Genomic DNA, 25,900 nt, shown 5'->3' on the forward strand with positions numbered 1-25,900 from the left:
GTGTGTCCACCCCGCGCGCCGGCGGCGCGGGTCCCCCGCCCGCGGGGGGTCGGGGGGGGGGGGGCGGGCCCCCCCCCCCCCCACGCTGCCTAGCGGAAGACGCCCGTGTGGCCCAGTGAGTAGCGCCCGGGCTGCGGATAGACCGCCAGCCCGTGCGGACCGCTGCCCACCGGGATACGGGCCAGCTGCTTACCGGTCCTGGTGTCGACGGCGTACACCTCGGAGTCGTAACGCCCGGACAGCCACAGCACCTTGCCGTCCGCCGAGACGCCGCCCATGTCGGGGCTGCCGCCGTCCGGCAGCTTCCACTTCTTGGTCAGCCTGTTCTGCGCGAAGTCGAAGACGGAGATGGAGCCCTCGCCGCGGTTGGAGATGTACATCTCCTTGGAGTCACGGCTGATGTAGAGGCCGTGGCAGCCCTTGCCGGTGGGCAGCAGTGCGGGCGTGGTGAAATTCTCGCCGTCGAGCACCCATACGCCGTGCGCCATCATGTCGGCGACATAGAAGGTCTTGCCGTCCGGCGAGAGCTTCACGTCCTGCGGCATCGCACCGTTGAAGGGCAGCTTCTGCCGGCCGACGACCTTCATCTTCTCCGTGTCGACCTTCAGCAGCTCCCCGGAAAACTCGCAGGAGACGATGAAGTACCGGCCGTCGGCGGAGAAGTCCGCGTGGTTGACGCCGTAGCAGGCGACCGGGGTGGACTTGATCCGGTTCATGGTGTGCGCGTCGCGGAAGACGAGCTCGCGGTCCATCGAGGCCATGACGATCGCGTACTTGCCGTTGGGCGTGAAGTAGAGGTTGTACGGGTCGTGCACGTCGACCGGCTTGCCCGCGGTGCCGGTGACCGGGTTGATCGGGGTGAGCGTATGGCCGCGGTTGTTGTTGACCCAGAGCGTCTTCAGGTCCCAGGAGGGGACGACGTGCTGCGGCTGGACGCCGACCGGGATCGTCTCGATGACCTTGTACGTCGTGGGGTCGATGACCGAGACGGTGTTGGAGTTGGTGTTGGGGACGTACACCCGGGACGGGAAGCCCTTGACCGCCGGCGAGAGCCGGCCCGGGCGGTCCGCCGAGTAGATGTCGTGCGGGTCCAGCACGGGCGGCATGCCGCGCAGCCAGGCCGGGGTGACATGCCCGCGCTTGTCGGGCGGCGCGGCGGCCTTGGTGGCGAGCGCCTCCGTCCGGTCGGCGGGTGAGCTGCAGCCCGCGAGGAGGGCGAGCAGGGCGCCCGCGAGCAGCGCGGCGGTCCGCTTGGCGAGGGGAGTCATCGGGTGCATCAGATCAGCAGCTCCGTGGTGGTCACCGCGCGCAGGCCGCGGCGGTTGAGGTCGTCGAGGAGGGCGGGCAGTGCGGCCACCGTGTCCGGAACGCCCAAGTGCAGGCTCACCACCGATCCGCGCTGGATCCGCCCCGTGACATTGCGGGTGACGGCTGTGGCACCGGGCTTGGTGTAGTCGAGGGAGTCGACGTCGTAGGAGAGGACGTGCGGGTAGCCGGCCCGGTGGGCGAGTGTGGCGACAAGGGGGGTCGCGTCGCGTGTGCGGGAGGGGCGGAACCAGGTGCCGATGGAGCCGGTGAGCCGGCGCAGCCGTTCGGCACAGCCGGTGATCTCGGCGTACGCCTGCGTCTCGGACATCTCCGAGATGCCCAGATGGCGTTGGGTGTGATTGCCGAGGTCGTGGCCGCCGTCGAGGATCCGGCGGGCGAGCTCCGGATACTCGTCGAGCCAGCTGCCGACGGCCAGGACGGTGATACGGGCGCCGGCCCGTTCGGCCTCGGCGAGCAGGGCCTTGGCGACGGCCGGATCCCCCTGACCGTGGAAGGTGAGGGCCACCCGGCCCCGATCGCGGGGGCCGTGCGCGATCCGGACGGGCTGTCCGGGGAAGCGGCGGGGAGCGGGGGCGGGACGGGAACCCCGGGACGGTGGGGTGGGGGCGGCGGGCAGCGCGGGCGGCGGAGCGGGACCGTCGTCGGTGCAGCTCGTGGCGAGGGCACCCGCGACGGCCGCACCCACTCCTGCGCGCAGTGCCCTGCGGCGGTCGATCGAGGTCACGGGAAGCACAGTAGGCGCGGACCGCCCGGAAGATAACGATTGTCCAAATTCAGAACGTTTGCGGGTCGCGACCGCGGAGGCCCACTCCAGGGCGAGTGGATCAATGAATCACTCGCCGAGATCGATATCTATTCAGCGATTGCCAGGCGGGTGGCTCACCTCACCTGTGATTCCATTCCAATATGTCATGATTTGCAGGCTTGCATCCGGGTAAGGACTTTTGGTGGCACGGCCCCCGTCTGCCATAGTCGGTGACACGACCCCCATTGACCCGGGCCAGGTCGTTGAAAGCGACCGTGGATACACCCCCCCGTCCACGGCGCTCCATGGAAGCCCCCGCTCAGGGGGCTTCCGTGTTTCCCGGTCCGTTGTTCAACCCCTTGCTCTCAGGCTGCTCAGCGGTCGGAGACCCGCATCTCGAACCAGGTGGTCTTGCCGCGGGGCAGCAGATCCACGCCCCACCGGTCGGCGAGCTTGTCCACGAGAAAGAGGCCGCGGCCGCTGGTGTCCATCTCCTGGACCGGCATCAGACAGGGCAGCCCGCGGGAGGGATCATGGACCTCGATCCTGATCCAGCCGCGGCGGCGCAGCATCCGCAGCCCGAAGACGCGCGCGCCGGTATGGCGTACGGCATTGCCGACGAGTTCCGAGACGAGTAACACCGCATGCTCGGCGATCTGCGCGGAGAGCGCCCACTGGCGCAGCACCACACACTGGGTCAACCGGCGTGCGGTGGCGGCGGATTCGGGGCGGGAGGGCAGTCGGACTTCCTCGTCCGTCGGGTTACCGAACAACTCCAGCGCCTTGAGCGCCAGTTCATCCTCGACGGCCGGCACCCACCGCCCGACGGAAGCGCTGCCGCGCTGCCGCGGTTGCTCCACACCCTCCAGGCCCGCCATGCCCCCATCATGGCCGCAATGAGCGGCTTCCGGGGGCGTTCCAGGGGAATAGGACCCCCCGAGAAAACCGCCCCCTGGGGACCCAATGGCATATGACGCCGGCCCCATTTGGGCACTCATGCACGCGCTGAGCTGCCCTGACGCCTTGCTTACGGATGATCGCCCAGCGCAACGGACTGCTCAGCCTTAAGGCTCCTTTAAGACTCGGCTAAGCCGGCCACAGGGTTGACGCCCAGCGCCGACGTGTCCAACTTGCCCGGTTTCAGAGGAACTTGGCCTTGCCCGGACCCTCCTCCACGAAGCTGCGCATTCCGCGCTCGCGGTCCTCCGTCGCGAACAGGCCCGCGAACCAGTTGCGTTCAATGGCGAGGCCCGTCTCGATGTCCGTCTCCAGGCCCACGTCGATGGACTCCTTGGCGGCACGCAGTGCCAGAGCCGGTCCCTTCGCGAGCTGCGCGGCCCAGGCGCGGGCCTGCTCGTACACCTCGGCTGCGGGGACGACGCGGTCGACGAGACCGAGCGCGCGTGCCTCGTCGGCCTTGACCATACGGCCGGTGAAGATCAGGTCCTTGGCTTTGGACGGGCCGATCAGCCGCGAGAGCCGCTGGGTGCCGCCGGCGCCCGGGATCAGGCCGAGCAGGATCTCGGGCTGGCCGAGCTTGGCGTTGTCGGCGGCGATCCGGAAGTCGGCGCAGAGGGCCAGCTCGCAGCCGCCGCCGAGCGCGTAGCCGGTGACGGCGGCGACGACGGGCTTGGGGATACGGGCGACGGCGGTGAAGGAGTCCTGCAGGGCCCGGGACCGTACGACCATCGCCGCGTGGTCCATCGCCTGCATCTCCTTGATGTCCGCGCCGGCTGCGAACACCTTCTCGCCGCCGTACAGGATCACGGCCCGTACGTCGTCACGGCGGGCCGCCTCCTCGGCGAGCTCGCGCAGCCGGTCCTGGATGGCGATGTCCAGGGCGTTCATCGGCGGGCGGTCCAGTCGGATGGTGCCGACGCCTTCGGAGACCTCGAGTGCAACAGTCGTCATGGAGGCAGGTTAACCGGCGCTAACGACAACGGACCCGGTGCTGTTGCTCACAGCACCGGGTCCGGCGTTTCCGGAAGGGGGACGTACTACTTGGTCCACTCCGCCCAGGACATGTTCCAGCCGTTCAGACCGTTCTCCGGAGCGATCTGGCGGTCCTTGGAGTTCTTCACGATCACCACGTCGCCGATGATCGACCGGTCGTAGAGCCAGGCCGCCGGGGTGCCCTCGTCGTACGCCCCGCGGACGTCGCGCAGACCCACACAGCCGTGGCTGACGTTCGACGAGCCGAACGTCCCGGACGAGGCCCAGTAGTTGCCGTGGATGAAGGTGCCCGAGTCGGACAGGCGCATCGCGTGCGGCACGTCCTTGATGTCGTACTCGCCGCCGAAGCCCACGGTGGCGCCGTTCATCCGGGTCACCTTGTACTTCTCGCTGATGACCATCTGGCCGTTGTACGTCGTGGTCGACGGCGCGCCGGCGGTGATCGGGATGGACTTGATCTGCTTGCCGTCCCGTACGACCTTCATGGTGTGCTCACTGGCGTCCACGGTGGAGATCTGGCTGCGGCCGATGGTGAACTTCACCGTCTTGGACTGCTTGCCGTACACGCCGGGACGGCCCTCGACGCCGTCCAGGTTCAGCTTCACCGTCACCTTGGTGCCGGCGGCCCAGTACTTCTCCGGGCGGAAGTCGAGGCGGTCGTTGCCGAACCAGTGGCCCTCGACCGGCACGGCCGGCTCCGCGGTCACCGTGATGGCCTTCTCGACGGACTCCGGATCGGTGATGCCCCGGGTGAAATGGATCGAGACCGGCATGCCGACGCCGACCGTCGCACCGTCCTCCGGCGTGTACTGCCCGAGGAAGGTGTTCTTCGGGACGAGCGTGGTGAAGGTGGTGTCCTTCGCCGACTCACGGCCGTCCGTGTCCTTGGCGACGGCGTGCACCTTGTACTTGGTGGAGCCCGCCAGATGCTGCAGCGGCTGCCAACTGGCGCCGTCCGCGGCGAGCTTGCCCTCGACCGCGGAGCCCTTGTCGTCCTGGACCGTGACCGTGGTCAGCTTGCCCTTGTCCGCGGTGACCTTGAGTGCGCCGCTGGTGGCGACCGACCGGGCGCCGTCCTTGGGCGCGATGGTCACCACCGCCTGGGAGGCCGCGTTCCCGACCTTCCCGCCGTCCTTCTTGTCCTTGTCGTCACTGCCCTTGTCGGAGCCCCCGCCACCGCAGGCCGTGACCAGCACCAGCAACGCCCCCAGCACCAGAGCCGGCAGAACGGCGACCCCACGCCTGCTTCCGCCTACCGCCCCGGCCGATGCCCCCGATATCGGCTGCCCGTTCAAAATGGTCTTCTCCCCTCGCACGGCCTGGTCGCAGCCACGGCCCGCACCCCCGCGCGCCTCACGCACGCACGGCGATAGATAATCACACCGTGGGTAGTTGAATCTCCCCACGAATGTCACCGTTCAGTCCCAACTTGTCCGCCGGGCTCACCTGAGACGGTGCGGGCCTTGCAGGTCAGCGAGGGTCAACGCAGCGCGGAACCCTCCTGCCATGCCTTCCAGTCCAGGTTCCAGCCGCTGAGACCGTTGGCGGGGTCGACCCGCTTGTCACGTGAGTTGACGACCTCGACCACATCGCCGATGAGCGACCGGTCGAAGAACCAGCCCGCCGGTGCGTCCGAGCTGCCGCCCTTCTCGTCGCGCAGCCCGACGCAGCCGTGGGAGACGTTCGCCGAACCGAAGGTCTCCGGCGCGGCCCAGTAATTGCCGTGGATGAAAGTGCCCGAGTCGGTCAGCCGCATCGCGTGCGGCACATCCTTGATGTCGTACTCGCCCTTGCCGTCCTTCTTCTTGAAGCCGACCGTCGCACCGTTCATCCTGGTCACGTCGTACATCTCCGCGACCACCATCTTTCCGTTGTACGTGGTCGCCTTGGGCGCCCCCGCCGTGATCGGCAGCTTCGCCAGGATCCCGCCGTTGCGCCGTACCTCCATGGTGTGCGCCGCCGCGTCGACCAGGGAGACCTGTGAGCGGCCGACGGTGAAGGCGACAGTCTTCTGCTGGATGCCGTACACCCCCGGCGCCGCCTGGACATCGCGCAGCCGCACATCGACCCTGACCTTGGTGCCCGGCTGCCAGTACACGCTCGGACGGAAGTCGAGTCGCTCCTTGCCGAACCAGTGGCCCACCACCTCGACGGGCGGATCGGAGGTGACGCGGATGGCACGCTCGACGGCCGCCCGGTCCTCGATCTCCCGGTTGAAGTCGAAGGAGACGATCATGCCGGTGCCGACGGTCGAGCGGTTCTCCGGTTTGAAGTAGCCGATGAAACGGCGCTCGGGAATCTGTGTGGTGAAGGTGGTGTGGCGGGCCTGACGGTGGCCGTGTCCGTCCAGCGCCACCACGTCGACGCTGTACTTGGCGGCCAGATCGAGGTGCGTGCCCTCGGCCGGCATCCAGCGCAGCCCGTCCTCGGAGACCGCGCCGGGGACCTCGGCCGGCCGGCCGTCCTCCACCTGCATCACCTTGACCCGCTCGAGCCGCCCGCTGGGCAGCTTCACCATGAGCGGGCCCTCACGGCCGACCCCCTTCGCGCCGTCCTCGGGGATGACCTGGATCGCGTCCTCGGGCGACTGAGGCTTGTTGCCGACCTCGAGCGCCCCGCCGGTGCATCCGGCCAGCCCGGCCATCAGTCCTGCCCATGTCAGGACGACGGCCGCGCCCCGTCCTGCCCGCTTCAGTACATGTCTCACGTACCGACCAACGACCGCCCCCCTCCAGGGGAAACGTGAGCGCGGGGCCATGTTGGTATGAGAGCAGTGCGGGCAGAACAGGTGGGAGGACCACGCGTGGGGTGCCGCGGCCGGGACGCCGTGAGCAGTACGTGCGCGGGGCCCGACGAGCCGCGGGAGGCCGGCAGGTGTCGAGCGCAGCCGAGCAGGAGACAGTGCAGGAGGGGGTGCGGGGCGAAACTCCCGGCCCACTCCCGGCAGTCGGTGTCAACGGCCGCCACAGAGAAACGGGCGCCCGCAGGCCGGCCGTATGGCCGGGGGCGCCGACGCCGCTCGGGGCGCGTTTCCGGGTCGGACCCGACGGGGTCGCGGGTACGAACTTCGCACTCTGGGCGGGCGGGGCGGAGTCGGTGGAGCTGTGCCTGTTCGGCGACGAGGGCGGTTCGGTCACCGAGACACGGCTGCCGCTGACCGAACTGACCCATGAGATCTGGCACGGCTTCGTGCCCGAGGTCCGGCCGGGGCAGCGGTACGGATTCCGGGTGCACGGCCGCTGGGACCCGTGGACGGGAGCGCGCTGGAATCCGGCGAAGCTGCTGCTCGATCCGTACGCACGCGCGGTGGACGGCGAGTTCGAACTGCCCGCCGAGGTGTACGGGCATGTGCGCGACTGGCCTCAGCAGCATGTCGCGGACACCGTGCGGGACGACCGGGACTCGGCGCCGTACGTGCCGAAGGGTGTCGTCGTCCACGATGACGCCCCCGACGACGAGTGGATGGACGACCGCAGGCCCAAGACGCCGTGGGCGGACTCGGTCATCTACGAGCTGCATGTGCGCGGGTTCACCAAGCTGCATCCGGGCATTCCCGAGGAACTGCGGGGCACATACGCGGGTCTCGCGCATCCGGCGGCGATCGAGCATCTGCTGCGGCTCGGGGTGACGGCGGTCGAACTGCTGCCGGTGCATCAGTACGCGCACGAGGACCATCTGCTGCGGCGCGGGCTGCGCAACTACTGGGGCTACAACTCCATCGGCTACTTCGCGCCGCACGCCGCGTACTCGGCGAGCGGGACGACCGGTCAGCAGGTCGGCGAGTTCAAGCGGATGGTGCGGGCGCTGCACGACGCCGGGATCGAGGTCATCCTCGATGTCGTCTACAACCACACGGCGGAGGCGGGTGAGCTGGGTCCGACGCTGTCGCTGCGCGGGATCGACAACCGCGGCTACTACCGGCTGCAGTCGGACGCCCGGACCTACGCGGACTACACCGGGTGCGGCAACACGCTGCATGTGGTGCAGCCCCATGTGCTGCGGCTGATCACCGATTCGCTGCGCTACTGGGTGACCGAAATGGGGGTCGACGGCTTCCGCTTCGACCTGGCGGCGGCACTTGCGCGCTCCATGCACGATGTCGACATGCTCTCCCCGTTCCTCGCGGTGATCGCGCAGGATCCGGTGCTGCGGCGGGTAAAGCTGATCGCCGAGCCGTGGGACGTGGGCAACGGCGGCTACCAGGTGGGGGCGTTCCCGCCGCTGTGGACGGAGTGGAACGACCGCTACCGCGATGCCGTACGGGACTTCTGGCGCGGCGCGCTGCCCGATGTACGGGACCTCGGATACCGGCTCTCGGGCTCCAGCGATCTGTACGCCTGGGGCGGCCGGCGGCCGTACGCCTCGATCAACTTCGTCACCGCGCACGACGGGTTCACCCTGCGCGACCTGGTCAGTTACGAGCAGAAGCACAACGAGGCCAATGGCGAGGGCAACCGCGACGGCACGAACGACAACCGGTCCTGGAACTGCGGCGCGGAGGGCGAGACCGACGATGCGCGGATCAACGCGCTGCGCCGGCGGCAGCTGCGCAATCTGCTGACGACGCTGCTGGTGTCGACGGGCGTGCCGATGCTGGTCGCGGGCGACGAGATGGGCCGTACGCAGGGCGGCAGCAACAACGCGTACTGCCAGGACAACGAGGTCAGCTGGGTGGACTGGTCACTCCGCGAGCAGCCGGGCCCGCGCGGACTGCTGGAGCTGACGACCCGGCTGCTCGCCCTGCGCCACACGCATCCGGTGCTGCGCCGCCGCGCCTTCTTCTCGGGCCGCGCGCGGGCGGCGGACGGACTGCGGGATCTCGCCTGGTTCACGCCGCACGGCGCGGAGATGACGGAGCGGGACTGGTACGCCCCGGCGTCGACGCTGGCGCTCTATCTCTCCGGGCGCGACATCCCGGGACGTGACGCGCGTGGAGCGGAGGTGACGGACGACAGCTTTCTGATGGTGCTGCACGCGGCGGACCGCCCGACGAACTTCCACCTGCCGGGCCCGCCCTGGGCGCAGGCGTACGAGCTGGTGGTCGACACCTCGCGGGAGGACCAGGAGGCGGCGCCCGGCACGGTGCATCTCGGCGGGGAGACGGTGACCGTGCCGGCGCGGTCGGTGCTGCTGCTGCGCGTCAGGACGTGACGGCGACGTAGCACGGTGGCGGCAAAATCGGATGAGTGATGTCAGTGGTGAACCGTAGGCTCGCCGCTGATGTCGGAAAAACATGCAGCCACCAGGGACCGGTCCGCCGTGCGTACGCTGCTGCGGCTGTGGCCGTACGTACGCACCGTCCGAACGCGCCTTTTCAGCGCGGCATTTGTAGCCGTCGTGGCCTCGTGTCTCGGCCTGGTCATCCCGCTCGTCCTGAAGTGGATGGTGGACGGCCCGGTCGCCGACCGGGACCCCGGCGGGGTCTGGCTCGGTGCGCTGGTGCTGTTGCTGCTGGGCGTCGCCGAGGCGCTGCTCTTCGGTTTCCGGCGGTGGCTGGTGGCCCGGCCGCTGGCCGGCGTGGAGGCGGCCATGCGGGCCGATCTCTACCGGCATCTGCAGCGGCTGCCGGTGGCCTTCCACGACCGGTGGGCGTCTGGGCAGTTACTCTCGCGCGGCACGACGGATCTGATGCTGCTGCGGATGTTCCTGGCCTTTCCGCTGACCTTCCTGCTGGTCAACGCGACGACCATCCTGGTCGGCTATGTGATTCTGCTGGGCCAGCAGTGGACGCTGGGGCTCGTACTCCTCGCGCCCATCGCGCCGCTGGTGATTCTCTGCTCCGTCTTCGAGTCGCGGTACGCGATCGTCGCGCGGCAGGCGCAGGACCAGGTCGGCGATCTGACGACGGTCGTCGAGGAGAGCGTGCTCGGCATCCGCATCATCAAGGGCTTCGGCCGCCACCGCAGCCAGGCCCGCGCCTTCCGGGGGCTTTCGGAGCGGTTGCGGGGTACGGAGCTGGGCAAGGCGCGGCTGCTGGCCGGGATCTGGGCGCTGATCACGACCATCCCGGAGGTGACGATCGGCGCGGCGCTGGTGCTGGGCACGATCCAGGTCGCCGACGGCGCGCTGTCGGCGGGCACGCTGGTCGCGTTCCTGTCGACGGCGCTGGCGCTGCGCTGGCCGGTGGAGTCGATCGGCTTTCTGCTGGCGATGAGCCAGGAGGCGGCGACGGCGACGGAGCGGTACTTCGAGGTGATGGACGCGGCGGAGGAGTCGACCACGGGTTCGCACGAGTCCACGGGTTGGGACGCGTCCCGGAGTTCGCACGAGCCCGGGGCCGCGCACGAGTCCGGTGCCGGCAGCGCCGACGGGCTCCGGTTCGAGGGCGTCGAGTTCCGCTACCCGGACGCGTCCGACGGCGCCGCGCCCGTGCTCGCCCGCATCGATCTGCGGGTACGGCCCGGCGAGACCATGGCCCTGGTCGGCGGAACCGGCTCCGGTAAGACCACGCTCACCGCGCTCGTACCGCGACTGCACGAGCTGACCGCCGGCCGGATCACGCTGGACGGGGAGGACATCGCGGCCATGCCTCGGGAGCGGTTGCGCGAGCTGGTGTCCGTGGCTTTCGAGGAACCGACGCTGTTCTCGGCGAGCGTCGGCGAGAACGTACTGATGGGCGCGGAGGGCGCGGGCGGCGAGGAGCTGGGCCGGGCCCTGGACATCGCGCAGGCGGGGTTCGTGCAGTCGCTGCCGCACGGCGCCGACACTCAGGTCGGCGAGCAGGGCCTCAGCCTCTCCGGCGGACAGCGACAGCGCCTGGCCCTGGCCAGGGCGGTCGTCGGGCAGCCGCGCTTCCTGGTGCTCGACGACCCGCTGTCGGCGCTGGATGTGCATACGGAGGCGCTGGTGGAGGCGGCACTGCGCAGGGTGCTGGAGGACACGACGGCGCTGGTGGTGGCGCACCGCCCGTCGACGGTGATGCTGGCGGACCGGGTGGCGCTGCTGTCGGGCGGGCGGATCGCGGCGGTCGGCACTCACCAGGAACTGCTGCGTACGAATGGGGAGTACGCCTGGCTGATGTCCGGCGCGGATGCCCAGGAGACCGACGCCGAGGAGGGTGCCCGATGACGTCGTCATCGACGACCACCGAGCCGTACGCCGACGGCGAGGACGACCGTACGGGCGGCGCGACGCCGCCCGTACCTGAGCCGGCGCCGGTCAGGGACGACCCGTTCGACCGGGATGCGCTGCCCGCGCCGCAGGGCGCGACCGGCACCCTGTTGCGGTCGCTGCTCGCACCCCGGCGCCGGTTCGTCACCACCGCCGCGCTGCTCCTGCTGCTCCAGCAGGCCGCCGTCCAGGCCGGTCCGCTCCTCGTCGCGTACGCCATCGACCGCGGCGTACCGGCCTTCCGCGCGCACGACTACGGGCCGCTGATCGCCGTCGCCGTCGGGTACGCCCTGTGCGCGTTCGGCGCCGGTGTCCTGCAGTACTCCTTCATCCGCGCGGCCGCCCGCGTCAACCAGGACGTGCTCCTCGATCTGCGCGGCCGGATCTTCCGCCACGCGCAGGCCCTGAGCGTCGACTTCCACGAGCGGTACACCTCGGGCCGGCTGATCTCCCGGTCGACCACCGATGTCGAGTCCTTGCGGGAGCTGCTCAGCGAAGGCCTCCAGGAACTGATCACGGTCGTCCTCGCCTTCGTCTACATCTCGGCGATGCTGCTCTGGCTCGACCTCGGACTCGGCGGGCTCGCGGTGCTCTCGTTCGCCCCGCTCTATCTGCTCGTACGGCTCTACCAGCACCGCGCCAAAACCGTCTACAGCATCCGGTCCACGGCGATCGCCGCCGTCATCGTCAAGTTCGCGGAGACGATGAACGGCATCCGGCCGGTGCGCGCCTTCCGCCGCGAGCGCGCCAACGACGCGGAGTTCCAGGCCCTCAACCACCGCCATGAGCGCACCAACGGCGACGCGCTGCTGGAGATGGCGCGCTACGTCGTCGGCTCCCGGCTCGTCGCCAACGCCGCTGTCGCCGGCATCGTGCTGTGGGGCGCGTACCGGGTCGCGGACGGCACGCTGGCGCTCGGTGTGCTGGCCGCCGCCGTCCTCTATCTGCGGCGTCTGTACGACCCGATCGACCGGCTCGGAATGTTCCTCAACTCCTACCAGTCCGCGGCGGCTTCACTCGAGAAGATCGCGGGCCTGCTGGCCCAGACCCCGTCCGTCCCGGAGGCACAGGACCCGAAGGAACTGCCGGCCCGCCGCTCCGGCCACCCGGGCCGCGAGGTCGTCTTCGACGGCGTCCGCTTCGCCTACCGCACCGGCGGCGAGGTGCTGCCCCGCTTCGATCTGACGATCCCGGCCGGCCAGACCGTCGCCGTCGTCGGCTCGACCGGCGCGGGCAAGTCCACGCTCGCCAAGCTGCTGGCCCGCTTCTACGACCCTACGGAGGGCAGGGTCCTCCTCGACGGCGTCGAGCTGCGCGAACTGGCGACGCCGGAGCTGCGGCGCGGCGTGGTGATGGTGACCCAGGAGGCGTTCCTGTTCTCCGGGACGGTCGCGGAGAACATCGCGATCGGGCGGCCGGACGCGTCCCGCGAGGAGATCGAGCGGGCGGCGAAGGCGATCGGCGCGCACGACTTCATCAGCGGCCTGCCGGACGGCTACGACACGGACGTACGCAAACGGGGCGGCCGGATCTCCGCCGGCCAGCGACAACTGGTGGCCTTCGCCCGCGCGCTGCTCGCCGACCCGGCGGTACTGATCCTCGACGAGGCGACGAGCTCGCTCGACATCCCGGGCGAACGGGCGGTGCAGCGCGCGATGGACACGGTGCTGCACGGGCGCACGGCGGTCGTGATCGCGCACCGCCTGTCGACGGTGGACATCGCGGACCGGGTGCTCGTGATGGAGCACGGCCGCATCGTGGAGGACGGCGCGCCGGGCCGGCTGATCGCCGGGGAGGGCCGCTTCGCGGGCCTGCACCGGGCGTGGCGGGACAGCGTGGTGGGGTGAGGTTGCGGTGCGTCCTCGGCGCCGGCGCGTGCGGGCGTGTATCCGGCGGCTGATGACGACGGGGCTCGCCGGCTCCATTCGGCGCGCGCGATCGGTCCGGAGCTGGTCTGCTGGTTCGGGGGTTTTCCTACCCGTACCCGGGAGAGATCCAGATGAGCACGTATCGAGTCGCGCAGGTCGGCGCCGTCGGCGGTCCGTTGGAGATCGTCGAGCGTGAGGTACCGCAGCCGGGTCCCGGCCACGTACGGATTGCCGTGGAGGCCTGCGGGATCTGCCACAGCGACGCCGTTTTCGTGAACGCCCTGCTGCCGGGCGTCCGGTTTCCGCTGGTCGCCGGGCATGAGATCGCCGGGCACATCGAGGAGCTCGGCGAGGGAACATACAGCGGCTGGAAGGTGGGCGACCGGGTGGCGGTGGGCTGGTTCGGCGGCAGCTGCGGCCACTGCACGCCCTGCAGACAGGGCGACTTCATGGTGTGCGAGAACCTGAAGGTCCCCGGATGGGCGTACGACGGGGGTTTCGCCGAAAAGGTGATCGCACCGCAGGACGCCCTGGCCCGGATCCCCGACGCGCTGGCGGAGACCGATGCGGCGCCCCTGGCCTGCGCGGGGGTGACCACGTACAACGGGCTGCGGCGCAGCTCCGCCCGGCCGGGCGACCTGGTCGCCGTACTGGGCATCGGCGGCCTCGGCCATCTGGGGGTGAAGTACGCCGCCGCGATGGGCTTCGAGACCGTGGCCATCGCCCGCGGAGCCGCCAAGGCCGACTTCGCCAAGCAGCTCGGCGCGCACCACTACATCGACAGCACGGCGGACACCAGCGTCGCGGACGCGCTGCAGTCCCTCGGCGGCGCCAAGGTGGTCCTGGCCACCGCCGCCAACTCCGACGCCATCACGGCAACCGTGGAAGGGCTCCGCCCCCGCGGCGAGCTGGTGGTCATCGGCGCGGATGCCGAGCCGCTGGGAATCAGCCCGAACCAGCTCCTCATGAGCGGCAAGATCATCCGCGGCCACCCGGCCGGCACCGCGCAGGACGTGCAGGACACCATGGCGTTCAGCGCCCTGCACGGGATCCGCCCGATGACCGAGATCGTGCCGCTGGACCAGGCCGATGCGGCGTACCAGAGGATGATGTCCGGCGCCGCCCGCTTCCGGATGGTGCTCACCACCCGCTGACCCACCCGCTCCGCGGGCCACGAGGGGGTCCTGACCCGTCCGGGCAGGGGGACGGACCCTTCACCCCACCAGGACCTCCACCGCACGTTCCTCCCGCGCGTCCCGCAGCAGTGCGAACGACGCCGCCGCCGCGCACCCCATCAGCACCCCCGCCCCCGCCGCCGCGTAACCCATCCCGTGCGTGAACGCCTCCCGTGCCGCCACCAGCAGGCTCTCCGCCGCATCCGCCGGCAGGTGCCCCGCCACCGCCGTCGCGCCGCCCAGCGTCTCCCGCCCCGCGCCCGCCGCACCCGTCATGTCGTGGCCGTACACCGCCGCGCCGATCGAGCCCAGGATCGCCATGCCCAGCGCGCCACCCAGCTCCTGGCCCGATTCCAGGACCGCCGCCGCCGCACCCGCGCGCTCGGGCGGGGCCGCGCCCAGGGCCAGTTCGTTCGCGAGGGTCATCGCGGTGACCAGGCCCGCCGCATAGACCGAGCACGCCACCAGGACCCATCCGAGCGCCGAGTCCGTACGCACCTGGGTCAGCCACGCGAAGCCCGCCGCGGAGACCAGGAACCCGCCGCCCATCACATACGAACGGTCGATGCGCCGCGCAAGTACCGCGCCCGTCGGCGCCGCGAGCATCACACCCACCGCCGGGACCAGGCTCCACAGTGCCGCCTCGAAGGGGCTCTTGCCCAGCACCGCCTGGAGGTACTGGGTGATGAAGACCGCGAAGCCGACGGTCGCGGCCATCGCGAGGAGGTTCACCAGCACCGAACCCCCGTACGCCGGGCGGCGGACGAGCGCCAGGTCCACCATCGGATGCGGCAGCCGGCCCTGACGGCGTACGAAGAGCACGCCGATCGCGAGGCCGGCCGTGATGCCGAGAGCGGGCAGGGTCTCGTAGCCGTGCTTGGCCAGCTCCTTGATGCCATGGATCACCGGAAGCAGCGCCGCGAGCGAGAGGAACGCGCTCAGTACGTCGAACTTCCCGCGCGCCTCGGTCCTGAACTCGGGCAGCAGCAGCGGCGCGAGCACGAGCAGCAGTGCCATCGCGGGCAGGTTGATCAGGAAGACCGAGCCCCACCAGAAGTGTTCGAGCAGCGCGCCGCTGACGACAGGGCCGAAGGAGATGCCGGTGGCCATGACCAGCGTCCACAGGGTGACCGCGGTGGAGCGCTGCTTGGCATCCCTGAAGAGGTTGCGGATGAGCGCGAGTGTGGACGGCATCAGGCACGCGCCGCCGACGCCGAGCAGCGCGCGGGCGCCGATCAGGGCACCGGGGCTCTGCGCGTACGCCGCGGCCGCCGAGGCGGCGCCGAAGAGTCCCGCGCCCGCGAGGAGCAGCCGGCGCCGGCCGACGCGGTCGCCCAACGCGCCCATGGTGATGAGGAGCCCGGCGAGGACGAAGCTGTACATGTCGAGTATCCACAGCTGTTGCGTGGCGCCGGGCCGCAGGTCCTCGCTGATGGAAGGGATCGCGAAGTAGAGGATGGAGACATCCATGGAGACCAGAAGGAGGGGCAGCATCAGGACGCCGAAGGCGGTCCATTCGCGGCGGCCGGCGCGCGGGCCCGCGGTGTGTGCGTCAGGTGACATACGGGGAGCGAAGCAGCCACCTGCGTACACCGCAAACAACCCCCTGGTGCACTCTAGTGCGCTTCACCCGACGGTCCAGTAAATACACAGGTCATGAGGGCGTACGGCGTCAGCTGTGCACTAGTACACTCACTCGCCATGCAGACCGAACCGCCCTATCTGAGGATCGCCACCGAGCTGCGTCGCCGTATCGCCTCCGGCGAGCTCTCCCCCGGCGACCGCGTCCCGTCCACCCGCGCGATCACCCAGGAGTGGGGCGTGGCGATGGCGACCGCGACGAAGGCCCTGGCCGCCCTGCGTCAGGAGGGCCTCGTCAGACCCGTGCCGGGCGTCGGCACCGTGGTCACCCGGGCCGCCGCCGCGCACCCGCCGCCCACCTCGGCCCACCCGGCCGGCGCAACTGTCGAGCCGGGGCTGACCCGCGCACGCATCGTGCACACCGCGATCGCGCTCGCCGACGCCGAGGGCCTGCCGGCGCTCTCCATGCGGCGGATCGCCACCTCGCTCGCCACCTCCACCATGGCGCTCTACCGGCATGTGCCGGGCAAGGCCGAGCTGATCCGGCTGATGACGGACGCGGTCTGCGGCGAAAAGCCGATGGGGCCGGTTCCGGCCGACTGGCGCGAGGCGCTCGAGCACGCCGCTCGCTGGCTCCGCGCCGTATACGCCCGCCACCCGTGGATGGCGCAGGCGATGGCCTCCATCACCCGGCCGACCGTCTCGCCGAACGCGATGAAGTACACCGAGTGGGTGCTGCGCGCCCTGCTCGGCACCGGCCTGACCCCCTTCCAGATGTTCCACACCCACCTCGCGCTCTTCGCGTACGTCCAAGGGCTGGCCATGGCCGCGGAGTTGGAGACCCAGGCGGAGCAGGACACCGGAATGTCGGACGACGAGTGGATGGCACGGAACGAGCCACACTTCGAAGCGATCGCCGCGACCGGGAACTATCCGCTGCTCAACACTCTGTTCATACAGGACGAGTTCGAGCTGGACCTCGACACGCTCTTCGAGTTCGGGCTGCGCCGAACGCTCGACGGCATCGCGGTGATGATCAACGAAACGTCCGCTTAACGAACATGACTATTCACGCAGCGGACGATTTCCGGCCAACTTGTTGACGCGGTCCTGACAGGGGACGTTCAGTCCTGTCACTCTTCCCCCGACCCATTACCACACGCTCCGCATGCTCTGCCCGGCCGGCCCCACCCAGCCGACCGGTACCCCCCTCGCAGAAGGAGTTCGCGTGAGACCCACGCCTCGCCGGCGCACCACCGCAACCGGAGCTCTCATAGCCACCGCCGCCCTCCTGGCGGTCGGATTCCAGACGGGTACGTCATCGGCCGAACCGGCGGCGACCGCCGCCCCGGCGGCAGCGAGGGCAGGGAAGGCCGACCCCGGCGCCCTGCCGCTGAACCTCAGCCCCGCGCAGCGCGCCGAGCTGATCCGCAAGGCGAGCGCCACCACGGCGGCGACCGCCAAGGAACTGGGCCTCACCGCCCAGGAGAAGCTCGTCGTGCGGGACGTCACGCAGGACCGTGACGGCACCACGCACACCCGCTACGAGCGCACCTACGCCGGACTCCCGGTCCTCGGCGGCGACCTGGTGGTCGCCGAGACCAAGGCGGGCGCCACCGAGTCGGTCAGCAAGGCCTCCAGGTCGGTCCTGAAGAACATCGACACCAGCGCCGACGTCGCTCCGGCCACCGCCGAGAAGCAGGCGCTGGGCGCGGCCAAGGCGGCGGGCTCGGCGAAGGCCAAGGCCGACCGCGCACCGCGCAAGGTGGTCTGGCTGGCGTCGGGCACGCCGACTCTCGCGTACGAGACCGTCGTCGGCGGCCTCCAGGACGACGGCACCCCGAACGAGCTGCACGTCGTCACCGACGCCTCCACCGGCAAGAAGCTCTTCGAGTGGCAGGCCGTCGAGAACGGCACCGGCAACACGCAGTACAGCGGCTCGGTGACGGTCGGCAGCGTGCAGTCCGGCTCCACGTACAACCTCACCGACTCCGGGCGAGGCAACCACAAGACGTACAACCTGAACCACGGCTCCAGCGGCACCGGCACCCTGTACTCGGGTGCGGACGACGTCTGGGGCAACGGCCAGGCCTCCGACCCGGAGACCGCCGGCGCGGACGCCGCCTACGGCGCCGGGCTCACCTGGGACTACTACAAGAACGTGCACGGCCGCTCCGGCATCCGCGGTGACGGTGTCGGCGCGTACTCCCGTGTCCACTACGGCAACGCGTACGTCAACGCGTTCTGGCAGGACAGCTGCTTCTGCATGACGTACGGCGACGGCTCGGGCAACGCCAAGCCGCTCACGTCCATCGACGTGGCCGCGCACGAGATGACCCACGGCGTCACCGCCGCCACCGCGAAGCTCGTCTACAGCGGCGAGTCCGGCGGTCTCAACGAGGCGACGTCCGACATCTTCGCCGCGGCCGTCGAGTTCTACGCCAACAACGCCCAGGACAAGGGTGACTACCTGGTCGGCGAGAAGATCGACATCAACGGCGACGGCACCCCGCTGCGCTACATGGACAAGCCGAGCAAGGACGGCGCGTCCAAGGACGCCTGGTACTCGGGTATCGGCGGCGTCGACGTGCACTACTCCTCGGGCCCGGCGAACCACTGGTACTACCTGCTCTCCGAGGGCAGCGGCGCCAAGGTCATCAACGGCGTCAACTACGACTCGCCGACCTCCGACGGTCTGCCCGTGACCGGCATCGGCCGCGACAAGGCCTCGCTCATCTGGTTCAAGGCGCTCACCACGAAGTTCAACTCCACGACCAACTACGCGTCGGCGCGCACCGGCACCATCGCGGTGGCGACGGAGCTGTACGGAGCCACCAGCGCCGAGGTCAAGTCCGTGACCGACGCGTGGGCCGGCATCAACGTCGGCGCCCGCCCCGGCGGCGGCGACCCGGACCCCGGCGGCACGGTCTTCGAGAACACCGCTGACGTCGCGATCCCGGACAACGGCGCGGCTGTCACCTCGACGGTCAACGTCACGGGCCGTACGGGCAACGCCCCGGCCACCCTCAAGGTGGGCGTGGACATCATCCACACCTGGCGCGGGGACCTGGTCGTCGACCTGGTCGCCCCGGACGGAACGGTGTACAACCTGAAGCCGTTCAGCTCCTCCGACTCGGCGGACAACGTCCAGGCGACGTACACGGTCAACGCCTCCTCCGAGGTCGCCAACGGCGCCTGGAAGCTGCGGGTCCAGGACAAGGCGGCCTACGACACCGGCTACATCAACAGCTTCAAGCTCACCTTCTGAACCGACCGAAGGTCTGAGCCTTGACGCAAGAAGCTGCCCGGGGGCCGAGCCCCCGGGCAGCTTCCGCGTTCTACGCGGGGTTGCCGGCGTGCGTCAGGGTCTCCCACGCCACGAACAGGTTGTTCGAGCCCGCGGGCCGCTGCTGCTCGGTGAGGCGCTGGGTGTTGTTCATGTCGATGCCCATGCGGTTGTGCAGGGCGTTGAAGCCGACCTCGGTGACGGGGCCGAGCTTGTCCTTGAGGCTGCCGTTGCAGAGGTTGCCGGGCACGGGCGTGCCGAGCTGATACTTGGCATGCAGCCCGAGCGCGTGCCGAAGCCGGTCGGCGACCTCCGGGTAGAGGTCCCGGCCCTGGATACGGCTGGTCTCGGCTATGTGCGAGATGGCGGAGAGTCCGTATCCGGTGTGGGTGAGGTCGCGGCAGGTCTCCTGGCTGAGACCGTCCATGAACGTCGACTGGCCCTGCCAGTACTTGATGATCTTGTCGCGGGTGTCGAGACCGGAGCCGGGTGCGGTCTTCGGCAGCGAGCCGTCGGAGGTCAGATAGATGTACGCGGGAACGCGGCCGCGGAATGTGGCGACGGCCTTGTCGTAGGCGCCGCGGTCCTCCAGGAAGACGGCGATACCGATCGCGGCCTCCGTCATGCTCAGCTCCCAGTTGCCGTTGGAGTGCGAGCCGTTGATCACCTCGCGGAGGTAGACAGTGCGCAGCATGGTGCCGAAGCGAGGGGAGTTCGGCCAGGAGCTGTAGGTGTACTTGACTATCTCGGCGGCCCGGGGCCAGGAGGATCCGGCCCAGCCGGTCTGCAGCGGGGCGTTGCTGTTGGTGTGGTTCTTGATCACGGCGGACCAGGCGTCCATGATCTCCATCGACTTCCTGGCGTACCGGCTGTCCCCGCCGATGTACCAGGCCAGCGAGAGGGTGTACGCGGCGATGGCGTCCTCGCGCTCGTCCGTACAGCCGATGTTGGGGTTGGAGTACGAGCCGCACTCGACGACCGCGCGGGGCTTGGCGGTACGCGACAGCGAGGCGTACTTGCTGCTGAGCAGCTGATCGTAGGCGGACTTCCAGGGCTCGGCGCCGGCCTTGACCTTCGCCTTCACGAAGTCGAGCTGGGGGCGGCCGACGAGCACGCCGGGGTGGGTGAACGCCGCGGGTGCGGCGGCCTGTTGAGCGGTGTCCTTGACGGCTGATGCCGGGGCTGTCAGCACCGCGGCCAGGGCTGAGGCCAGGACTGCGGCGAGGGCGAGCAGAAGCGCTCTTGGTCGGCGCAGGGCGCGTGATCCGGTACGCATGGGGGGTGGCCTTCCGGGTGGGATCGCTCTCCAACTGAGTTCACTCATATGAACGTTGAGCGTAAGAGTGAACGCCATGATGGGTGAGGAAACTAAAGGCATCCCATGAGCACGTCAAGGCTTCGAGTTCAAGGTGTGAAGAAAGACCGGGTCAATCCCGTCGCTGAAGGCTCGGGCCTTACACATGGGCGAACCCGGCCGCGGATGCGGCCGGGTTCGCCCTGCGGCAATGCGCGGACATCACCGTGAATCAGCGCACCAACCCCATTGATCAACGCATCAGCGCATCAGCACGCCCGCGCCCTCCCCCGTGGCCTCCGTCGGCAGCGCGACCAGCCCCAGATCCGCACTGGCGGCGAGCAGTCGGTGGTCCGGCAGGATCCGCACCGTGTAGCCGAAGGGGCCCGTACGGTCGAGCGCGAGCGGGCCCTCGTACACCCAGCGGCCATCCAGGTCGGGGCCGCTCGTCGGCTTCAGCGGGGTGGTCTGGGCGCCGGCGATCGCGTCGTCGGAGTCGACCCGGCCCGCCACCGCCTGCACCTCCACATCGTCCGGCTGAAGGCCGCCCAGGGCGACCCGTACCCGGAGCGCGAGAGTGGAGCCCAGCTCGGCCGTGCCCGCGGGCGCGGCCTGTTCGAGGGCCTCCACATGGTCGACGGCCACCCGAGGCCAGGCACTGCGCACCCGGGACTTCCAGGCCGCCAACTCGCTTGCGGTGTCCGCGTTCAGGGAACGGTGGGCCTGGGCGGCCGGGGCGTACAAGCGCTCCACGTACTCGCGCACCATGCGGCCGGCGAGCACCTTGGGACCGAGCGTGGTCAGCGTCCGGCGGACCATCTCGATCCAGCGCTCGGGCAGTCCGCTGCCGTTGCGGTCGTAGAAGCGGGGTGCCACCCGCTCCTCGATCAGCTCGTACAGCGCGCTCGCCTCCAGCTCGTCGCGGCGGTCGTCGTCGGTGGCCGAGCCGTCCGCGGTGGGAATGGCCCAGCCGAAGTCCGGCTCGAACCACTCGTCCCACCAGCCGTCGAGCACGGACAGGTTGAGGCAGCCGTTCAGCGCGGCCTTCATCCCGCTCGTCCCGCAGGCCTCCAGCGGCCGCAGCGGATTGTTCAGCCACACATCGCAGCCCGGGTAGAGCTTCTGCGCCATCGCCATGCCGTAGTCGGGCAGGAAGACGATGCGATGGCGGACCCGCGGATCGTCGGCGAACCGCACCAGCTCCCGCACCAGCCGCTTACCGCTGTCGTCCGCCGGATGCGCCTTGCCCGCGACGACGATCTGGATGGGCCTGGTGGGGTGGAGCAGCAGCTCCATCAGCCGGTCGCGGTCGCGCAGCATCAGAGTGAGCCGTTTGTACGAGGGGACCCGGCGGGCGAACCCGATGGTCAGTACGTCGGGGTCGAGCACCCCGTCGATCCAGCCCAGTTCGGCCGCGCCCGCGCCGCGCTGCCGCCAGGAGGCGTGCAGCCGCTCCCGTACCTCCAGGACCAGCTGTTCACGCAGCGCGCGGCGGAGCTCCCAGATGTCGGCGTCCGCGATGTCCGCGACGGCGTCCCAGCGCTCGGAGTCGCCCACGGACAGGGCGTCCTCGGTGCGGCCCGGGCCGATCTGGCGCGCACCGAGCCGGAACACCTCGGGAGCCACCCAGGTCGGCGCGTGCACCCCGTTGGTGACCGAGGTGATCGGCACCTCCTCGGCGTCGAAGCCGGGCCACAGGCCGGCGAACATACCGCGGCTCACCGCCCCGTGCAGGACGGAAACCCCGTTGGCGCGCTGGGCCAGCCGCAGCCCCATCACCGCCATGTTGAAGAGATTGGGCTCGCCGCCCGGATAGGTCTCCATACCGAGCTGGAGCACCTTCTCGACCGGGACTCCGGCCAGCTCCCCGCGGTCGCCGAAGTGGCGTGCGACGAGCTCGCGGTCGAAACGGTCGATCCCGGCGGGCACCGGCGTGTGTGTGGTGAACACGGTCCCGGCCCGGACCGCCTCCAGGGCCGCGTCGAAGTCGAGGCCCGTGTCACCCAGTTCGCGGATGCGCTCCAGGCCGAGGAAGCCGGCGTGCCCCTCGTTGGTGTGGAACACCTCGGGCGCGGGGTGGCCGGCCAGCCGGCAGTACGCACGTACCGCCCGTACTCCCCCGATCCCCAGGAGCATCTCCTGCAGCAGCCGGTGCTCGCTGCCGCCGCCGTACAGCCGGTCGGTGACATCGCGCTCGCCCGGGCCGTTCTCCTCGACGTCCGAGTCGAGCATCAGCAGCGGTACGCGGCCGACCTGGGCGACCCAGATGTGCGCGCGCAGCGAACGCCCGCCGGGCAGCGCGAGAGACACCTGGACGGGTGTCCCCTCGGCCTCCCGCAGCAGGCTCACCGGGAGCTCGTTCGGATCGAGAAGCGGGTAGTGCTCCTGCTGCCAGCCGTCGCGGGACAACGACTGGCGGAAGTAGCCGTGGCGGTAGAGCAGCCCGACGCCGATGAGCGGTACGCCGAGGTCGCTGGCTGCCTTGAGATGGTCGCCGGCGAGGATGCCGAGGCCGCCGGAGTACTGCGGGAGCGCGGCGGTGACGCCGAACTCCGGGGAGAAGTAGGCGACCGCGGCCGGGAATTCCGGCGCATCGGGGTCGATGACATCGGAGGTGCCGCTGTGTGCCTGGTACCACCTGCGCCCGAGCAGATAGTCGTCCAGGTCGTCGGCCACGGCGGTCAGTCTGCGCAGAAAGCGCCGGTCTCCGGCCAGCTCGGCCAGTCGGGCGGCGGACACGGCCCCGAGCAGCCGCACGGGGTCGCCGCCCGCCGCCTGCCATCCCTCGGGGTCGACGGCCTGGAAGAGGTCACGGGTCTCGGTGTGCCAGGACCAGCGCAGATTGCGCGCCAGATCGCTGAGCGGGCTGAGCGGTTCGGGGAGGACGGGGCGGACGGTGAATCGACGAATGGCCTTCACGGGTCCCACCTTCGCAGGGGAGGTACGCATCCGAGGGGACGCACGACGGTGTGCGCCTCTCCGTCACCCCAGACGGTAGTGGTAGCCGCGCCTCCTCAACCACGGCGCGCGGTCGTCCGGCGGGCGCCCGCGGGGGCACTCAGCGAGGCGAACGCGTCGAAATGCCGTACGGGGAACCCTGGTTGACGGTCTCCGGGTCGAAGGCTCCGGTCGCCGCATACCGGGCGGCGATCTCGGCGAGTTCCCGCGCAGGTATCACCTCGTGGATGTCGGTGAAGCCGTCCGGCGCACGCTCATGAGCCATATTGATGACGACCTCGGGGCCCAGCTGCCGGTTCGCCCGCTGAAGCTCGGTCATGGCGGGCCTGCGCTCCGCCTCGTAAGCGGCCAGCGCCTCGACCGGATCCGGGTACCGGGCCATGGCGTGGGCCAGCGCGCGGCCGTCGACGATGGACTGGGTCGCGCCGTTGGAGCCGATCGGGTACATGGCGTGGGCGGCGTCGCCGATCAGCGTCGTACGGCCGTACGACCAGCGCGCGAGCGGCTCGCGGTCCACCATCGGGTACTCGAAGGCGGTGTCGGCGGCCCGGAGCACTTCGGGGACGCTGACGCCGTCGAAGTCCCAGCCCTCGTAGTGGTGCAGGAATGTGGCGACCGGCACCGGCCGGTTCCAGTCTCCGCGCGTAGCGTCGTCGATGGAGTCGGCAGGCATCGCGAGCGCCCAGTTGACGAGCACCTCGCCGGTGTCCCCGGCGGGCTCGGTCATCGGGTAGACGACGGCCTTCTGCCGGTCGTCGCCCGCGATGAACATGAAGGTGCCGATCCGATGGGCGGGCAGCGAGGAGACGCCGCGCCACACGAGCATGCCGTTCCACGGCGGCTCGCCCTCGCCCGGGTTGAGGGCCGCGCGCACCGTCGAGCGGATGCCGTCGGCGCCGATGAGGACATCCGGTTCGAGGGAGGCCTTGCCGCGCCGTGCGCCGTCGCGGTGCTCCAGCTGGACGCGGGGCCGGCCGTCGGGAAGCGGGTCGAGGCCGATGACCCGGACGCCGCCCACGAGCGCGCCGGGGCCGAGCCGTTCGCGTACCGCGTCGGCGAGGGCCAGCTGGAGGTCGCCGCGCTGGATGGAGAGCTGCGGCCAGTGGTACCCGGCGCCGAGACCGCGCGGCTCGCGGGAGACGAGTCCGCCGCGGCAGTGGTAGTAGCGCAGCTCACGGGTCCGTACGGCCAGCTCCTCGAGCCGGTCGAGCAGCCCGAGCGCGTCGAGTTCGCGTACCGCGTTGGGCATGAGGTTCAGCCCGGCGCCGACCGGCTGGATCCGGCGGGCCGTCTCGACGACGGTGATCCTCTCGAATCCGGCGGTGTGCAGGGCGAGTGCCGCGGTGAGGCCGGCGATGCCACCGCCGGCGATCATTATGTGGGTCATGGGGGACGGACCTCCTGGGACGGTCAGGCAGCGGGGGTGTGCGGCCGCTCGACGGAGCGGCGTACGAGGGTCTCGTTGTCCCTGGTGAGATCGAGCACCGAGCGCAGCAGTGCGATCGGGGCCCCTCCGCTGCCCATCTCGTACAGACGCACCTCGTCGCTGTACGCCTTGCGGGCGACGGTCATATGGCGGGCGCGGAAGGTCTTGAGGATGCGCAGCACCCGGGTGAGGGAGACCGCGGACGCGGCGAGCTGCGGCGGCAGCCGGTCGACCGCCTCCCAGCTGATGGCGGCGGAGAGCTTGGAGACGGCGGAGGTCCCGCCCTGGTGCCTGGCGAAGTGGTCGCGCCAGGAGGGGAGGCTGTACTGCACCGATTCGCGGAGGAACTCGTCGTATGCGGGGTTGCTGCGGTCGCACTGCCACAGCGTCAGATCGACCAGCCAGAGCGGCACCTGGGCGGCGGCCGGGCCGAGGTATTCGTGGCCCGCGACGTCGATCTCCTCGAAGTAGGAGCGCATCTCCTGCGCGAAGAAGACCGGTGAGACATTGGCGACGGTGAAGTCGATGGAGTCGACCATGGACTGCACATGCTGCGCCATACGGTCGAGCGCGAGGGCGAAGCCGGGTTCGTACGGTTCCAGGCGGGCCAGTTCCGCGCAGGTGTCGAGTGCGGCGACCAGGCTCGGGAAGACCATCCGCACGGCGTCCTGGAGGTTGCCCTCCATCTTGTCGCCCGTGTACATCCGCTGCCGGGGTCCGAGCGGGTTCCAGGTCGTGTAGTGGTGCACCGTGTCGCGCGGCACCATGTCGGTGCGCCGTCCCAGCTCCTCGAGCACCGGCAGGACTTCGGGCACGGCGGCGACGGGTTCGGTGCCGTGGCGTTTGAGGGAGCCGAGGAGGATGCCGAGGTCGCGCATGGCGGCGAGCGCGTCGGTGACGCCGAGCGCGGCGACCCGGTCGGGGTCGGGTACGAGGGTGCGCAGGGCGACGGTGAGCGCGGGCACATCGGCGTCGGCGTTCATCGTGGGCAGCGCGGCGAGCAGCGCGTCGGCGCCGAGCGGGTCGGCCGCGCGTATCTCGGCTATCCGGTAACGCGGTTCACCGCGCAGATCGAGACCGGGCGCGACAAGGTCGTACAGGGTCAACGGAATGCCCCCCTCGGGCAACATCGATTCAGTGGGTGGGATGCGGAGCGGCCGGCGTCACGCGGTCAC

Annotated in this window: 17 protein-coding genes; 6 read left to right on the forward strand and 11 right to left on the reverse strand. The window is 70.2% G+C overall.

Annotation, left to right across the window (positions count from 1 at the left end; translation table 11 throughout):
* Window positions 1–89: 89 nt before the first annotated feature.
* The 6 genes from ACFWDI_RS29825 to ACFWDI_RS29850 all read right to left on the reverse strand — a co-directional run bounded on the left by ACFWDI_RS29825 (window position 90) and on the right by ACFWDI_RS29850 (window position 6,734).
* On the reverse strand, window positions 90–1,277 hold the full coding sequence (locus ACFWDI_RS29825) for a hypothetical protein (protein ID WP_385308679.1): 1,188 nt from the start codon (window positions 1,275–1,277) through the stop codon (window positions 90–92).
* Window positions 1,277–2,053 carry a polysaccharide deacetylase family protein gene (locus ACFWDI_RS29830; protein ID WP_385308681.1) on the reverse strand — a complete coding sequence of 259 codons (777 nt, stop codon included), beginning with the start codon at window positions 2,051–2,053 and terminating at the stop codon, window positions 1,277–1,279. The genes ACFWDI_RS29825 and ACFWDI_RS29830 overlap by 1 nt, the downstream gene beginning before the upstream one ends.
* Before the next feature lie 395 nt (window positions 2,054–2,448).
* On the reverse strand, window positions 2,449–2,952 hold the full coding sequence (locus tag ACFWDI_RS29835) for an ATP-binding protein (protein ID WP_385308683.1): 504 nt from the start codon (window positions 2,950–2,952) through the stop codon (window positions 2,449–2,451).
* Between the two features lie 262 nt (window positions 2,953–3,214).
* On the reverse strand, window positions 3,215–3,985 hold the full coding sequence (locus tag ACFWDI_RS29840) for an enoyl-CoA hydratase/isomerase family protein (RefSeq protein WP_385308685.1): 771 nt from the start codon (window positions 3,983–3,985) through the stop codon (window positions 3,215–3,217).
* 86 nt (window positions 3,986–4,071) lie between these two features.
* On the reverse strand, window positions 4,072–5,322 hold the full coding sequence (locus tag ACFWDI_RS29845) for an Ig-like domain-containing protein (protein WP_385308687.1): 1,251 nt from the start codon (window positions 5,320–5,322) through the stop codon (window positions 4,072–4,074).
* A gap of 185 nt (window positions 5,323–5,507) precedes the next feature.
* Entirely contained in the window at window positions 5,508–6,734 is a 1,227-nt protein-coding gene (locus tag ACFWDI_RS29850; protein WP_385308689.1) for an Ig-like domain-containing protein, read from the reverse strand.
* Window positions 6,735–6,901: 167 nt separating this feature from the next.
* On the opposite strand from ACFWDI_RS29850, the gene glgX reads away from it, so the two are divergent.
* The 4 genes from glgX to ACFWDI_RS29870 all read left to right on the forward strand — a co-directional run bounded on the left by glgX (window position 6,902) and on the right by ACFWDI_RS29870 (window position 14,159).
* Complete coding sequence (gene glgX, locus ACFWDI_RS29855) at window positions 6,902–9,178, forward strand: glycogen debranching protein GlgX (RefSeq protein WP_385308691.1); 2,277 nt, start codon at window positions 6,902–6,904, stop codon at window positions 9,176–9,178.
* Window positions 9,179–9,247: 69 nt separating this feature from the next.
* Complete coding sequence (locus ACFWDI_RS29860; protein ID WP_385308693.1) at window positions 9,248–11,095, forward strand: ABC transporter ATP-binding protein; 1,848 nt, start codon at window positions 9,248–9,250, stop codon at window positions 11,093–11,095.
* Window positions 11,092–12,984 (forward strand): ABC transporter ATP-binding protein, encoded by a 1,893-nt coding sequence (locus ACFWDI_RS29865; RefSeq protein WP_385308695.1) that lies wholly within the window; start codon window positions 11,092–11,094, stop codon window positions 12,982–12,984. The genes ACFWDI_RS29860 and ACFWDI_RS29865 overlap by 4 nt, the downstream gene beginning before the upstream one ends.
* 152 nt (window positions 12,985–13,136) lie before the next feature.
* A complete protein-coding gene (locus ACFWDI_RS29870) occupies window positions 13,137–14,159 on the forward strand; it encodes an alcohol dehydrogenase (RefSeq protein WP_385308697.1) in 1,023 nt (340 codons plus the stop codon).
* Between the two features lie 60 nt (window positions 14,160–14,219).
* Here the strand turns inward: ACFWDI_RS29870 and ACFWDI_RS29875 are convergent, their stop codons facing one another.
* Window positions 14,220–15,743 (reverse strand): MFS transporter, encoded by a 1,524-nt coding sequence (locus ACFWDI_RS29875; protein ID WP_385308699.1) that lies wholly within the window; start codon window positions 15,741–15,743, stop codon window positions 14,220–14,222.
* 138 nt (window positions 15,744–15,881) lie between these two features.
* On the opposite strand from ACFWDI_RS29875, the gene ACFWDI_RS29880 reads away from it, so the two are divergent.
* Window positions 15,882–16,817 carry a TetR/AcrR family transcriptional regulator C-terminal domain-containing protein gene (locus tag ACFWDI_RS29880; protein WP_385308701.1) on the forward strand — a complete coding sequence of 312 codons (936 nt, stop codon included), beginning with the start codon at window positions 15,882–15,884 and terminating at the stop codon, window positions 16,815–16,817.
* Between the two features lie 172 nt (window positions 16,818–16,989).
* Entirely contained in the window at window positions 16,990–19,029 is a 2,040-nt protein-coding gene (locus tag ACFWDI_RS29885) for a M4 family metallopeptidase (protein WP_385308703.1), read from the forward strand.
* A gap of 70 nt (window positions 19,030–19,099) precedes the next feature.
* Here the strand turns inward: ACFWDI_RS29885 and ACFWDI_RS29890 are convergent, their stop codons facing one another.
* From ACFWDI_RS29890 to ACFWDI_RS29905, 4 genes are all read right to left on the reverse strand, one after another.
* A complete protein-coding gene (locus ACFWDI_RS29890) occupies window positions 19,100–20,323 on the reverse strand; it encodes an alginate lyase family protein (RefSeq protein WP_385308705.1) in 1,224 nt (407 codons plus the stop codon).
* A 279-nt stretch (window positions 20,324–20,602) separates the two neighbouring features.
* The gene (gene glgP, locus ACFWDI_RS29895; protein WP_385308706.1) at window positions 20,603–23,260 is read right to left on the reverse strand and encodes an alpha-glucan family phosphorylase; all 2,658 of its coding nucleotides are present in this window, start codon (window positions 23,258–23,260) and stop codon (window positions 20,603–20,605) included.
* 139 nt (window positions 23,261–23,399) lie between these two features.
* A complete protein-coding gene (locus ACFWDI_RS29900) occupies window positions 23,400–24,686 on the reverse strand; it encodes a flavin-dependent oxidoreductase (RefSeq protein ID WP_385308708.1) in 1,287 nt (428 codons plus the stop codon).
* 23 nt (window positions 24,687–24,709) lie between these two features.
* Complete coding sequence (locus ACFWDI_RS29905) at window positions 24,710–25,855, reverse strand: monodechloroaminopyrrolnitrin synthase PrnB family protein (RefSeq protein WP_327326189.1); 1,146 nt, start codon at window positions 25,853–25,855, stop codon at window positions 24,710–24,712.
* Window positions 25,856–25,900 lie beyond the last annotated feature (45 nt).

The sequence above is a fragment of the Streptomyces sp. NPDC060064 genome, assembly GCF_042736455.1.
Classification (GTDB): Bacteria; Actinomycetota; Actinomycetes; order Streptomycetales; family Streptomycetaceae; genus Streptomyces.

Bases quoted from the DNA above. Each gene is read 5' to 3' on its own strand.
- ACFWDI_RS29825 (WP_385308679.1), bottom strand. From the start codon at position 1,277: ATGCACCCGATGACTCCCCTCGCCAAGCGGACCGCCGCGCTGCTCGCG.
- ACFWDI_RS29835 (WP_385308683.1), bottom strand. From the start codon at position 2,952: ATGGCGGGCCTGGAGGGTGTGGAGCAACCGCGGCAGCGCGGCAGCGCT.
- ACFWDI_RS29840 (WP_385308685.1), bottom strand. From the start codon at position 3,985: ATGACGACTGTTGCACTCGAGGTCTCCGAAGGCGTCGGCACCATCCGA.
- ACFWDI_RS29860 (WP_385308693.1), top strand. From the start codon at position 9,248: ATGTCGGAAAAACATGCAGCCACCAGGGACCGGTCCGCCGTGCGTACG.
- ACFWDI_RS29865 (WP_385308695.1), top strand. From the start codon at position 11,092: ATGACGTCGTCATCGACGACCACCGAGCCGTACGCCGACGGCGAGGAC.
- ACFWDI_RS29870 (WP_385308697.1), top strand. From the start codon at position 13,137: ATGAGCACGTATCGAGTCGCGCAGGTCGGCGCCGTCGGCGGTCCGTTG.
- ACFWDI_RS29875 (WP_385308699.1), bottom strand. From the start codon at position 15,743: ATGTCACCTGACGCACACACCGCGGGCCCGCGCGCCGGCCGCCGCGAA.
- ACFWDI_RS29880 (WP_385308701.1), top strand. From the start codon at position 15,882: ATGCAGACCGAACCGCCCTATCTGAGGATCGCCACCGAGCTGCGTCGC.
- ACFWDI_RS29890 (WP_385308705.1), bottom strand. From the start codon at position 20,323: ATGCGTACCGGATCACGCGCCCTGCGCCGACCAAGAGCGCTTCTGCTC.
- ACFWDI_RS29900 (WP_385308708.1), bottom strand. From the start codon at position 24,686: ATGACCCACATAATGATCGCCGGCGGTGGCATCGCCGGCCTCACCGCG.
- ACFWDI_RS29905 (WP_327326189.1), bottom strand. From the start codon at position 25,855: ATGTTGCCCGAGGGGGGCATTCCGTTGACCCTGTACGACCTTGTCGCG.